Source organism: Neoalteromonas facilis (assembly GCF_002807665.1).
Taxonomy (GTDB): domain Bacteria; phylum Pseudomonadota; class Gammaproteobacteria; order Enterobacterales; family Alteromonadaceae; genus Alteromonas_E; species Alteromonas_E facilis.
Map to the genome: position 1 here is coordinate 323,404 of NZ_PEAY01000004.1, position 12,274 is coordinate 335,677.

The 12,274-nt window shown below is 45.6% G+C and carries 12 protein-coding genes; 9 read left to right on the forward strand and 3 right to left on the reverse strand.

Translation table 11 applies throughout. From position 1 onward, the window contains the following. Window positions 1–37: 37 nt before the first annotated feature. Window positions 38–2,614, reverse strand: a complete 2,577-nt coding sequence (locus tag CSH93_RS12915) for a hypothetical protein (RefSeq protein ID WP_100643676.1) — start codon at window positions 2,612–2,614, stop codon at window positions 38–40. Beyond that, window positions 2,614–3,216 (reverse strand): hypothetical protein, encoded by a 603-nt coding sequence (locus tag CSH93_RS12920; protein ID WP_100643677.1) that lies wholly within the window; start codon window positions 3,214–3,216, stop codon window positions 2,614–2,616. The genes CSH93_RS12915 and CSH93_RS12920 overlap by 1 nt, the downstream gene beginning before the upstream one ends. A gap of 337 nt (window positions 3,217–3,553) precedes the next feature. Between CSH93_RS12920 and CSH93_RS12925 the strand changes: the two genes are divergently transcribed. From CSH93_RS12925 to CSH93_RS12940, 4 genes are read left to right on the forward strand one after another with little or no spacing between them, the layout of a single operon-like run. After that, a complete protein-coding gene (locus tag CSH93_RS12925) occupies window positions 3,554–4,312 on the forward strand; it encodes a MipA/OmpV family protein (protein WP_164078367.1) in 759 nt (252 codons plus the stop codon). Then, entirely contained in the window at window positions 4,299–4,691 is a 393-nt protein-coding gene (locus CSH93_RS12930) for a DUF3019 domain-containing protein (RefSeq protein ID WP_100643679.1), read from the forward strand. Before CSH93_RS12925 ends, CSH93_RS12930 begins: the two co-directional genes overlap by 14 nt. Continuing rightward, window positions 4,691–5,386: a response regulator transcription factor gene (locus CSH93_RS12935; protein WP_100643680.1), complete on the forward strand. Its 696-nt coding sequence runs from the start codon at window positions 4,691–4,693 to the stop codon at window positions 5,384–5,386. The genes CSH93_RS12930 and CSH93_RS12935 overlap by 1 nt, the downstream gene beginning before the upstream one ends. Then, window positions 5,379–6,587 (forward strand): ATP-binding protein, encoded by a 1,209-nt coding sequence (locus CSH93_RS12940; RefSeq protein WP_100643681.1) that lies wholly within the window; start codon window positions 5,379–5,381, stop codon window positions 6,585–6,587. Before CSH93_RS12935 ends, CSH93_RS12940 begins: the two co-directional genes overlap by 8 nt. A 96-nt stretch (window positions 6,588–6,683) precedes the next feature. On the opposite strand, the gene CSH93_RS12945 is transcribed toward CSH93_RS12940, so the two are convergent. Then, entirely contained in the window at window positions 6,684–8,123 is a 1,440-nt protein-coding gene (locus CSH93_RS12945) for a cytochrome-c peroxidase (protein ID WP_205663332.1), read from the reverse strand. 293 nt (window positions 8,124–8,416) lie between these two features. Between CSH93_RS12945 and CSH93_RS12950 the strand changes: the two genes are divergently transcribed. From CSH93_RS12950 to rplL, 5 genes are all read left to right on the forward strand, one after another. Next, window positions 8,417–9,718 (forward strand): MFS transporter, encoded by a 1,302-nt coding sequence (locus CSH93_RS12950; protein WP_100643682.1) that lies wholly within the window; start codon window positions 8,417–8,419, stop codon window positions 9,716–9,718. Window positions 9,719–9,886: 168 nt separating this feature from the next. Continuing rightward, entirely contained in the window at window positions 9,887–10,315 is a 429-nt protein-coding gene (gene rplK / locus CSH93_RS12955; RefSeq protein WP_100643683.1) for a 50S ribosomal protein L11, read from the forward strand. A gap of 4 nt (window positions 10,316–10,319) precedes the next feature. Beyond that, window positions 10,320–11,015 (forward strand): 50S ribosomal protein L1, encoded by a 696-nt coding sequence (rplA, locus tag CSH93_RS12960; protein WP_100643684.1) that lies wholly within the window; start codon window positions 10,320–10,322, stop codon window positions 11,013–11,015. Window positions 11,016–11,285: 270 nt separating this feature from the next. Next, window positions 11,286–11,804, forward strand: coding sequence for a 50S ribosomal protein L10 (gene rplJ, locus CSH93_RS12965; RefSeq protein WP_100643685.1), 519 nt, complete (start codon window positions 11,286–11,288; stop codon window positions 11,802–11,804). A gap of 54 nt (window positions 11,805–11,858) precedes the next feature. Beyond that, window positions 11,859–12,236, forward strand: coding sequence for a 50S ribosomal protein L7/L12 (rplL, locus tag CSH93_RS12970; protein WP_100643686.1), 378 nt, complete (start codon window positions 11,859–11,861; stop codon window positions 12,234–12,236). The last annotated feature ends 38 nt before the right edge of the window (window positions 12,237–12,274 follow it).

A 12,274-nucleotide genomic window follows, 5' to 3' on the forward strand; every position in this document is an offset into this window, starting at 1 on the left:
GGCCCGAACGGGCCATTTTTATTACTAAAAACTAGATTTAGTATGTGTCATCTAGATGTGCACAACGTCCAAACTCGGCGCCTTTTTCTACTGCGCTAACTACTTGCTTAGGGAAGCCCAGCTCCTTATCAACACCGTTTTCACAAACAAAGGCTTTGTTCATATTAACGTCAAACGTAATTTGAGCACCGGCTAAGCCACCGAATAACTCTGAACCATTGGCACTGACGCCGAACGGGTTATCCATAACGAATTGTGATGCTTCAACAACACCTTGTTTGCCAAAGAATTCACCCATGGTCATCCAACCCATGCCACGAATAAAAATGGCACCTTTAAATCCGCCTGACAATAAGTTACCGGCACGTACTGTGATAATACTGAGGTCATCATTTGCATCGAGTACCGTCACACGAGGTTCACCTGCACCGGCGGCAACCAATGATTCATGGTCATAGCCAAAATCACAGAAGTTAGTCCAACGTGAAATGTAGTCGATATCTTCACACCAACGAAGGCTACCTATATTTTCCAGTTCGTCAGTGTGTGTATCCCAAATTTCAACTCCCTTCGCAGGCTTGAATCTAGCATTCATATCCAGCGCGTTGAACGCGACATATCGGCCGTCATTTGATAGTACCGAGTTGTCGGTTGCACCAAATTCACTGTAGATATCACGCAACTCACCGTTTACCCATGCAACTTGACCATTGCCGTTAGTCATACCGGTTACCGTCTCACCATTGCCCGAAATACGGTCTGCACGGATCCAAGCGGCATAGCGTTCTAAGTCAGGACCAAGGATCTCAATTTTTCCTTTTGTCCAGATGGCTGGTAACGCAACGCTGTCAGCGCCTTCACCTTCTGCACATTCTGCGTCATCACTATTTTTAGGTTTGCGTACCGTTCCTGTAACCACATGACCGTCATCAGATATATCCCAAATAGACGCTGATGAGACGCCACCCGTGCTGCTAATGGTACATGTACCATTACTTGGATCTTCTAGCGCTGTGATCTTGTTAGAACGAATATCCCATATGGCAGGCGTTTGCACACCGTCACCATTGAAATCGGTAACACCTGCCGCTTTAGTCGCGGTTTTATTCATTGCCACACCAGCAGCATTCAACATAGGTACACCATTCACGTCTACGGGAACCTTGAACATGTCTTTGTCTGTGCTGTCGTAGAGGAATATCATACCGCCGGAAGTAGTACCTAAAGCGCGCTTACCATTCTTAGAATGGTCCATCACAAACGCTTCAACGAGAGGCGTATACTGGATTCCGTCGGTATAACCATTGAAGTAAATATCGGCTTGCTTGGTTTCACCCGCCTGCGCGACGATAGGCGTGATAGCACAAGCGTCATCTTCCGATGGGCTGGCGCTCTCTTCTGTGTTCCAGTATTCCGAACCAGAGACTAAGGCTGTTGGCGTAGTGGGGTAGCCGCCCGCTTTAATCGTTTCTAAATACAACGCATAACGCGCACCAGGGGTTAGGCCATTGATGGTAAAGCTTCCATCGGGACCAATGCGGCCTTGCGTTAGATTTCCTGATTGCTGGGTGATCACGTCTTCATGAGGATTGTCCATATTACGTGCAACAATGTTGATACCTGAATATTGAACCCCTTCTTTCGTGCGCAATGTCCCCGAAATTGAGCCAAATTGAGTTTTGTAGGCTTCGGTTGGGTATAGGTCCGAAATATTCACAATGTCATCTTTGATATTCACTGTGGACTGCTCATAACCCACGACACTTCTTACGTCGATGAACGGGAACATGGTTTCAACATTTTTAGCCATCGCTAGCGATGCACTTGTATAGGTTGTCGTGGTGCCACAACCTGGTACGCCGTCATACTGTGGTGTCCAAGGTTTAGACATATAGACTAAGTGACCATTGGCTTGTGAGTGTGACATGTTGATAGCGTGACCAAACTCGTGAGTAAATACCCCAGCTTGGTTTGCTAATTGTGGATCTTTACTGTCAACAAAATAACCATTCATCAACGCAGTGGCTTCGACTATTTCGCCGGTTTCTTCATCTGCCCATTCAGGAAACGCGATACCGAGTACTTGCTCTCTTGAAACACCAAAGTAATTCTGCAAAATTTCGCCATCGGTATCATATGTGACCCAAAAGCCGTAATCATTCTCTTGATCATAAATAGACTGGTAGTTCGTACCATTGATATCAGAAATACCGGTTTTCTCTTCGATAGTACCCTGCACGGTCATTTCAAATGTCGATGTTTCCACATTCGACCACTCTGCAATGGCACGGATAGTTGCTTCGTTCGCTGTCTCCACGGTTACGAACGTCATGTCTCGCTCAACAGTCGTATACGCGGGGATCAATGTGCCATCAGGCAATGTAATGTCGTGATTAAATCTGCTACCGGCTTCTAGCACACTATAGGTTTGCACCATGTTGCCGTCTTTATCTTCAATCAGTCGGCCGCCATCGGTGTAAACGGGAATCGCGCCTTTTGAAGTATCCCATTTGTACGGTTGCATGGTTTGTTCGTGAATATATAGAGGGCCGCCGGCCAATGCGCTTGCGGAAATGGTTGCTAACAGCGCAGCTGCTATTCTTGAATGTTTCATTATTTAACCTCCGCTAATTTACCCACTAGGCCCATAAAGGTGCCCAAGTCTACTGGCCCTGGAGTGGTCATCACATTACGTTCTTCGTCTGATAATGTTGATGTATCCATACCATCGAAAAGACCCAAGTTACCGACTTCATTCATCACTTGGTCATTGCTGACACTGAATTTTCCTTGCTCTAGACCGACTGTTGAGCGAAGACCGCCGCCAAAGTCTGGATTCATAAAGGCGATCACTTGTTCACCTTCAACCCAATTCGCGAACCCTTCCGGGGATACGCCTAGGTAAACTTTTCCATTTCCCATTGAGCGAGGTTTTAGCAGACCAAACTGACGGAATGTAAATTCGCTGCCGGCACTGTGTTTACCTTTGGCATCTTGGCCGACGTGGATAGTGATTTCTGTGTACGGACGATTACGATCGTCAAACCCATCTGTAACCGAAGTAACTTTACCGGATACAATGCTGGCTGATGTTGCAACCATTTGGCTAAGGTTCTGTTTTATATGCTTTTGTGCGATCGCTGCAGGCGCCAGCACAAGACTGGTTGCTAATGCAGCCACAGCTGGAAGCGTTTTGAATAAGCGTTGTTTACCCATCCACCTTTCCTCTTATGACTTGTTGATTATTTTATTTTTATGCTGCCTGTAGTCAGGCGATGACCTGCTCAGGGTGACTACAAAATAAGCACATAAGCGGACGGAAAATCACGAGTTTTAATGTAGCGTTTTGTAGCCTAATGTAGCGTTTTGTAGGGATTGAGGGCAAAATATGGCCTTTAACCTAGCGTGACTGTTAGGCTGCATATTTACACTTTTTTCACATTTATTGGTTAGTGTCATGAACAGGTCTTGGTGTATCAGCACCGCTTTATTTTTTTGCATATTCACATTGTCATCGGGCGCCTTTGCGAGCCCGAACCAAAAGCATGACCACGTGCCTGTAAGTGACTGGGGCATTGACATCGGTTTGGGTTATGCGGGGATAGAAAACCCTCTGAATAAGCGAGGCTCTCTAGAATCATATGTGCTGCCTCAATGGTACTATTATGGAGAGCGTTTCTATGTGGAAAATCTCGAATTGGGCTATAGCCTGTACGAAAACGATTACCTGCTAGTCGATGCGGTGTCTTACTTGAATGATGATGGTGTGTTGTTCAACAGTGACAAAAAAGCCGTGTCTTTTTTAGACGTCAGTAAGTTTGTGCCCAATATCGGTATGCCCATATTTGGCAGGCCCATAGAATTAACAGATATTGAGCGCGATTTTACTTATATGGCTGGCATTCAAGTGTTTTGGTTGAATGATTATCTTGAAGTGAAGTTCGTTCGGGCAAAAGATATCAGCATAGGGCACGAGGGCTTTGAGAGTCAGTTGTCCGTACAAAAGAGTTACCAATGGCAAGATTTCAAACTCTTTTGGGAGCTGGGTGGGATCCGCAAAAGCGCCAATATCAATAACTATTACTATGGCGTGCGAGCTGAAGAGAGCGGATTACGCAGAGATGCCTTAGTTGCTGCCGAAAGTCTGAATAACTACTTCGTGAAAATTGCCACAACCTACCGCCTTAGCGAGAGCACGTCGGCGGTGGTGTCCTTACATCATACATGGATTGATGATGAATTACTGATTAGCCCTTTGCTATTGAAAGATAAATATCTCAGTGGGTTTGTTGGTATCAATGTTCATTTTTAGGTCTCTACACGTTGCCAGTTTTATGCTGCTGTTGTGTGTTGCAACAGATGTCTATTGCGCTGAGCCTGAGCTTCACATAAAACCTCAAACCTGCATCCGCGGTGAAGACAGTTATTGTAAAACAACTCTTGAAGCGGTTTATACGGATGACAGCAATGTCGCTATTTGTTTTAGGATCCCGCAACTACAATTTGAAGATTGCAGAGCTGAGCAGAACATTCATGAGGTGCAAGTGTCAGTTGAAACGCGTGATAGCGTCAATGTAGAGGTGTTAGACGCCAACACTTCAGTATTATTGCGACAGGCAAAAATGAATGTTGCCGTGTTTAAACCTGAAGCGACCCGAAAACGCCGTCGTTTTTCGTGGAGCTTCGAGTAATGCAGTACAAAGAAAGGATCTTGTTGATTGAAGATGATGCACCATTAGCGGAATTAATTTCAGACTTCCTATCCTCGCAAGGTTTCAGAGTAACATTAGCATTAAACGGAACACAGGCGATTCACTTCAGTGAAGATTGCACATTTGATGTGATTGTTTGCGATCTCATGTTGCCTGATATTCACGGCTTTCGCTTAGCGCAAAAGCTGCGCATAGCACAAACTTGTCCGCTGATCTTTTTAACGGCGTTAGGCGATGACGAAACACATATTCAAGGTCTGGAATTGGGAGCGTCTGATTTTATCGCTAAACCAGTGAAGCCCCAGGTGTTATTGGCGCGGATAAAAACGCAGTTGCGAAAGCAGGCCTTAGTGGAAGAGGTAGACGAACTTTCGTTTGGCGAATATCGCCTGCAACAACGTGCAAAAACGCTATTTAAACGAGATGAAATTATTCCGCTAACGAATCAGGAGTTCGATATTCTGTGGCTGTTCGCTTCTCACCCAGATGACCCACTGAGTAGAGAGTTTATGTTCAAGCAAGTTGTCGGTCGCCCATACGATGGCAGTGACAGAGCAGCAGACCTGAAAATAAGTCGTGTGCGCAAAAAATTACAGCAGTTAGGCTGCGGGGATCTGAATATTCGCACAATTCGGGGTCGTGGTTACATTCTGGTGCTAGAAAATAATGCATAAGCAATTTCTCCGCATTTACGCATTGATTATTTTGACCGCTGTTGGCCTATTGATTGGTGCGAACGCGTTGTTTGAAGCGTTGACCCAAGATGACAATGGATATCAACTCAGTGTTGAGCGCGTTATTGATCAACGTCTTAGCAACATGGAGTCAGCGTTAGTGCGCGAGATAGAACCATCACTCATTGATTTCCCGTTACCCTTACGTCAGCGTTTACAACAAGGAGAGGTTGTACCGGTTGCGCTAGATGAAGAACATGTAATGTTCTATCAACTGCGTGACAACAAGCTGATTGCATTGGGCCCAGTGGTCGATGATAACCGTTCTTGGCAGTCCACCAATCAATGGTTCGCATGGGGGTTTTATGCAATTTTAGCCTTCGTTTTTTTGATCCTGCTTTATCCTATTGGGCGAGACATCTTGCGTGTACAAAAAGCTGCTATTCGGTTTGCCACAAAGCCTCAAAAGCTAGATGTTGAAGTGAGGCGAGGTTCGAGCATTTACCCGTTGGCTCATACTTTAGAAGATATGTCTTCGCGTATCGTCGAGCTCATCGAGCTGCAGCGCGATTTATCGAATACTGTTGCTCATGAGGTTCGCACACCATTATCGCGCATGGAATTTGTATTGCAGCAAATCAAAGAGGGTATTGAGGAAAGCCATTTTCAACGTTTGCAAAAAGACATTGAAGAAATAGATCTTCTGGTCAGCGATTATCTTGAGTTTGCGCGCAGCCAACATCAGCAACCTGTATTGCATATTGCGCGCTTAGATAAGCGTGTATTGCTACAACGAATAGACGCGAAATTTAAAGTGTTCGTAAGTACTGTAAGTATCGATATGGATGCAGACGAAAAACCCTGTCATTACGATCAGCGTTTAATGGAGATCGCAGTACAGAACTTGCTGAGTAATGCTTTGCGCTATGCACACCAACGTATTGACGTACAGTGGTACACGCGAGCAGGAAGAAACTGTTTAGTGGTTAGCGATGATGGAAAAGGATTGAGTGGCAAGCAGAGTGGTTTAAAACAAGCCTTTAAGCGAGATACCTATGATCCTAATGATTTGGGGTTCGGGCTTGGACTTTACATTACACACCAGATCGCGAGACGTCATGGTGGTGAATTAGAAATCAGTGAAGATCCCAAATTGGGCGGTGCTCGTTTTGTCATCTCTTGGCCTGAGGGGGATGGTTAACACCTCAGTGTGCAGTATGTATAAGAAAAAACTCTGAGCAATGAATGATAAATTCAACTGCTCAGAGTCTTTGTCGTTTTGCGCAATACTTTCAATCTAACAGTTCAAGTCCATTTTGGCTGCGTCATCAGCAACCGGGAAGCAAGCACCAGTAGGCAATGCATCAGGCTTATATCTGTCCAGATTAGAGTCATATAGAGCATTCTCTAGAAACTCTACTAATTGATCGATTTCTTCCTCAGTTAAGCCGAGTGGTGTAAAGCGGCTATCAAGCTGCTCGCTTGGGATGACTTTTTGCGGAACGCCAGCGTTCTTATAGGCTACGACATCACGAATGCTGGTGAAACTCGCGCCATGTCCGAAAACCGCAGTATCAGCTAAGTTGTACAGTTGTGGGACTTTAAATTTATAATCGTCTTCTGCTTCTCCCGTAAACCCACCGCGACCTTTCGAATCAGCTACAGCGACACCGCCGGTAATCGCTGGATTATTAGTATCAAAATCAGCAAACCCTATGGCCATAAAAACTTCCGCTTCGCTCGCGCCCACTTTTGAACTCAGTGCCGCGCCGTTATGGCAACTAACACATTGTGCTTTACCAAAGAATAAGTTGGCGCCCGCTATTTCATCAGCCGTCATAGCAGAATCATCGCCACGTAACCATTGCTGGAAGGGCGCTTGATTTGCCAATACTGTGCGTTCATAGGCTGCGATGGCTTTACTCGCATCCTCTAGTACATCAGCACTGCCATCTGGGTAGGCTGCCTCGAAAAGCAGTTGATATTCCATGTTGGTTTGCAGTACCGAATCTTCAGAAGTATTCAAACGGTGAACTGCTGTACCTGCAATAGCCTGCGTTTCTAGTCCAGCCAGCATGCGGGTATTTTCCGCTTTAGGCGTATTGGCCGGTGCTAGTACATTCTCTTCAAGGCCGGCGTTAACAAGGCCCCCTTGCATGTTGCCGAATTGCCCGTTCCAGAGCATGACCTCTTGAAAGGCGGTATTTAATATACTCGGAGACGCTAGAGGCTGAACGTCGGGTACAAATGCAGGATCCATAGAATCTTTATCAAATCCATCAGCAAGAACCCGGCCTTCACCGGCTTGACCAAAACCACTGCCACCTTCGCCAATACCCTGCGCGACACCGGATTTAAAACCTGCATCAGCATGATGGCAACTGGCGCATGACCACGTACCCGTCATATCGCCGTGCACGCCCTTAGTTGCGATCGCCGTTTCATGAAATAACATTTGCCCAAGTAGGACTTTTTCTTCCGTTAACGGGTTGTTTGGGTCTTGGGGAATAGAAGCTAAATCCGAACTTTCTGGCAATATAAATGCATCTAGCCCCTGCCCGTCAGACACTGCGTGAATAGCATCTTGCAATAATTCGGACGCTGTTGGAGGCGGTGGTGGGGGAGGTGGTGTGCTTGTTGTAGGTGTTGGCCCATTGTCTAGACAGCCAGTTAAAAAAAGCACACTTAAAAAACTCACATCCCTGGTACGGGCAAAAATATCCATTTTCTTATTCATTGCTTAGCCTCTCATTTCAGCGTTTGATTAATATAGGTGTTCATAAATGAATGTATAGGAATTTACGAATTGTGCAAATAATAATCATGAATACTTAGGAATCTCACTTAATACCTCGGCAAATCGAACGCTTGAGTAAGTCAGTCCTGAGGACAATTGATAGGGAAGGAGGAGGATGAATTTGCCCACTTCGATATAATGTATACCTCATGGGTTATGACTTACATCAAATCGAAATAACAGAGCGTAAACATTAGTATTGTTCTTTGCTTATCCCACGCTACACTACGCGCATGAACGCTTTCCTATCGCTTTACATCACAAACCTATTCCTCGTTGCAGGTACAGGTTTACTAACTACCTATGTTGCGCTTTACATGGGAGGGAAAGGTGTAGCGACTACATGGATAGGTTTGTTGTCATCATTTTACTATGTTGGCCTGTTAGCGGGGTCAAAAATTGGGTACTACCTGATCAAGTCAGTCGGCCACATCCGTACTTTTGCCGCGAGTACTGCAATCGTTCTAGCCTGTGTTGCGGTTCATGGGTTGAGCGACAACCTCTATGTGTGGCTAGCGTTGCGTGTGATTGTAGGGATGTCGATGATGTCTAACTACATGGTGCTTGAGAGTTGGCTGAATGAACAATCCAGCCCGGATCAACGTGGAAGAGTATTCTCTTTTTATATGATCACGTCGTATATCGGCATGATTGCCGGGCAATACGCACTGGCTAAGTTTCCTGAGTTAGGTTACGCGCCGTTGTTCCTAATTTGTTTCGCTGTGTCGATTGGTATTGTGCCTATCTCCATTACACGGCGTATTCACCCGCAACCGTTAAAGCCGGTAAAGTTTAGCTTTATTAATTATGTTAAACGGGTTCCTCAGTCATTAACTGGCGTTTTGTTCGCGGGCATTATCAGCGGTAGTTTTTACGGTCTTGGGCCTACTTTCGGCCGAGAAGCGGGTTTTGCGTCAGACCAAATTGCAATGTTTATGACGTTAACTATTTTGGCAGGTTTGTTGGCGCAGTGGCCGATGGGGATGCTATCTGATCGTGTTGCACGCAGTGTGTTGATGCGTATGAATGCAGTGTTTATTGGTATTGCTAGCCTTATTTTGTTCCTATTACCCGTTAATGTGCAGGTGAGTTTTGTACTGACATTCATCTTTGGCTTATTTGCATTTACGTTGTATCCACTGGCGTCAGCGATGGCCAATTCACGTATTGACGACGACCAAAGGGTAGGGCTTTCGGCCGCGCTGCTGATATCTTTTGGTGCGGGTGCCAGTGTTGGCTCATTTATGATGGCAAAAGTTATGACCCTATTTGGTTTTCAGGCGCTTTATGGCGCTATTGCCGGTTTAACCATCATAATGTTTGCTATGTTAACGTTTATTAATTCACGTCAGAAGGTCGAGAAACTATCATCAAACGACTACGTAGTGGCGGTTTCCGACATCACGTCTTCTCCGTTAGCCGCGAGTTTTGACCCTCGAGTTGAAGAGGCTATGGTACAAGAGCAACTGATGGAAGATGGCGCCATCCAAGAGCCGGATAATGTACAAGACGACTACAATGAACCCATGCGCTAAGACAAAGGTAACATAAAGGCGAAAAAATACCCATTTCAGCCAAATCAACGCTTGCACAATTTATAATCATCACCTATACTTCGCGACCCTAAATTTTATCGGGGAGCCGATTGAGCAAGTAATCTCGATACTTGCGAGGCGTTTTACCCAAACTGAGAGATTGTCAAAATGGCTAAAAAAGTAACTGGCTATATCAAGCTACAAGTGGGTGCTGGTGCAGCAAACCCAAGTCCTCCAGTTGGTCCTGCGTTGGGTCAACACGGTGTTAACATCATGGAGTTCTGTAAAGCGTTTAACGCAAAAACAGAAACACTAGAAAAAGGTGCTCCGGTTCCTGTTGTTATCACTGTATATGAAGATCGTTCATTCACGTTCGAAACTCGTACGCCTCCTGCGTCTTTCTTATTGAAGAAAGCAGCGGGTATCAAGAGCGGTTCTGGCCGTCCTAACACTGAAAAAGTGGGTACAGTTACTCGTGCACAGCTAGAAGAAATTGCAAAAGCTAAAGAGCCAGACTTAACAGCGGCTACCTTAGATGCAGCGGTTAACACGATTGCGGGTTCTGCTCGCAGCATGGGTTTGAAGGTAGAGGGCTAAGTAGATGGCGAAGTTAACAAAGCGCGCTCGTCTAATCGCAGAAAAAGTAGACTCAACTAAAGAATACGCAATCTCAGAAGCAGTAGCGTTGTTGAAAGAATTAGCAACAGCTAAATTCCCTGAGAGCATTGACGTTGCAATCAACCTTGGTATCGATGCGAAGAAATCTGACCAAAACGTACGTGGTGCAACTGTACTACCTAACGGTACTGGTAAAGACGTTCGCGTAGCAGTATTCACTCAAGGTGCTAACGCAGAAGCCGCTAAAGAAGCTGGTGCTGACGTTGTTGGTATGGATGATCTTGCTGAGCAAGTGAAAAAAGGCGAAATGAACTTTGACGTAGTCGTTGCTAGCCCAGACGCGATGCGCGTGGTTGGTCAACTAGGTCAAATCTTAGGTCCACGTGGCCTTATGCCTAACCCTAAAACAGGTACTGTAACGCCAGACGTTGCAACGGCTGTTAAGAATGCTAAAGCGGGTCAGGTTCGCTACCGTAACGATAAGAACGGTATCATCCACGCTAGCATCGGTAAGATTGCGTTTGATGAAAATCAAATCAAAGAAAACCTAGAAGCATTGTTAGACGCGCTACGCAAAGCGAAGCCTTCTTCAGCTAAAGGTACTTACATCAAGAAAGTTAGCTTAAGCACAACGATGGGTGCAGGTGTTGCACTTGATCAGGCTACGCTTAGCAACTAATACTCTGTAAAAAATATGGGTTGGAGCCGCAGCTAAAATTGTGGCTCCCGTCCAAGACCGCAGGTGCGGTGCGGTAGAAGAGGTAAGAGAACTTCTACGATAACGCCCGCTTAATTAATTGCCTGCGCAGACGGTGGTTTCGACTCAGACTCTCTGGGGTAACGAACACCGTAGAGCGGTACTGCGATAAGTGATTATCAATGTATCAATCTGTGAACCCTGATAAACAACCTTTTGAGTGCGTTTATCAGATACAAAGAGGTGAACTCAGTGGCACTAGGCTTAGCAGCAAAGAAAGAGATCGTAGCGGAGATTAACGACGTTGCATCTCGAGCTCTATCCGTTGCCGTCGCTGAATACCGTGGGATGGAAGTTGCAGAGCTAACTGACCTGCGTGTTAAAGCTCGTGAACAAGGTGTTTACTTACGTGTTGTACGTAACACTCTTGCGAAACGTGCTCTAGCAGACAGTAAGTTTGCAGACCTTGATAGCGCGCTAACTGGCCCGCTTATCTATGGCTTCTCTATCGATGCACCAGGCGGTGCAGCGCGTTTGTTCAAAGACTACGCGAAAGGTAATGACAAGCTTAAGGTTACAGCACTTTCATTAGGTAGCGGTCTATTGGGTCCAGAGAAATTGGATTCAGTGGCTTCACTACCGACTCGCGACGAAGCGCTTGCAAAACTTCTTGCAACCTTCAAAGCACCGGTTGGCAAATTCGTTCGTACAATCAACGAAGTTCCAACCAAGTTTGTGCGCGTATTGGCGGCGATCAAAGACGAGAAGTAATTCCCGTTTTTGGCATAGTAATTTTTTTAACATTAAACCCAGGAGTTTAGAGACATGGCTCTAACTAAAGAAGATATCTTAAACGCGATTGCTGAAATGCCAGTTATGGAACTGGTTGAGCTAATCGAAGCAGCTGAAGAAAAATTCGGCGTTGACGCATCTGCTGCTGTTGCAGTAGCTGCTGGTCCTGCTGCTGGCGGCGAAGCTGCTGCAGAAGAGAAGACTGAATTTGACGTTGTTATGACTTCATTCGGTGGCAACAAAGTAGCTGTTATCAAAGCAGTTCGCGGCGCAACTGGTCTTGGCTTGAAAGAAGCTAAAGAAGTAGTTGAGTCTGCACCTAAAGCAATCAAAGAAGGCGTTTCTAAAGATGAAGCTGAAGCACTGAAGAAAGAGCTTGAAGAAGCTGGTGCTGAAGTTGAAATCAAGTAATTTGGTCTAACCAAACTACTTGGCTGAAAGGCTTGGGC

Bases quoted from the DNA above. Each gene is read 5' to 3' on its own strand.
- rplL (WP_100643686.1), top strand. From the start codon at position 11,859: ATGGCTCTAACTAAAGAAGATATCTTAAACGCGATTGCTGAAATGCCA.
- CSH93_RS12930 (WP_100643679.1), top strand. From the start codon at position 4,299: ATGTTCATTTTTAGGTCTCTACACGTTGCCAGTTTTATGCTGCTGTTG.
- rplA (WP_100643684.1), top strand. From the start codon at position 10,320: ATGGCGAAGTTAACAAAGCGCGCTCGTCTAATCGCAGAAAAAGTAGAC.
- CSH93_RS12950 (WP_100643682.1), top strand. From the start codon at position 8,417: ATGAACGCTTTCCTATCGCTTTACATCACAAACCTATTCCTCGTTGCA.
- CSH93_RS12945 (WP_205663332.1), bottom strand. From the start codon at position 8,123: ATGAATAAGAAAATGGATATTTTTGCCCGTACCAGGGATGTGAGTTTT.
- rplK (WP_100643683.1), top strand. From the start codon at position 9,887: ATGGCTAAAAAAGTAACTGGCTATATCAAGCTACAAGTGGGTGCTGGT.
- CSH93_RS12940 (WP_100643681.1), top strand. From the start codon at position 5,379: ATGCATAAGCAATTTCTCCGCATTTACGCATTGATTATTTTGACCGCT.
- CSH93_RS12935 (WP_100643680.1), top strand. From the start codon at position 4,691: ATGCAGTACAAAGAAAGGATCTTGTTGATTGAAGATGATGCACCATTA.
- CSH93_RS12915 (WP_100643676.1), bottom strand. From the start codon at position 2,614: ATGAAACATTCAAGAATAGCAGCTGCGCTGTTAGCAACCATTTCCGCA.
- CSH93_RS12920 (WP_100643677.1), bottom strand. From the start codon at position 3,216: ATGGGTAAACAACGCTTATTCAAAACGCTTCCAGCTGTGGCTGCATTA.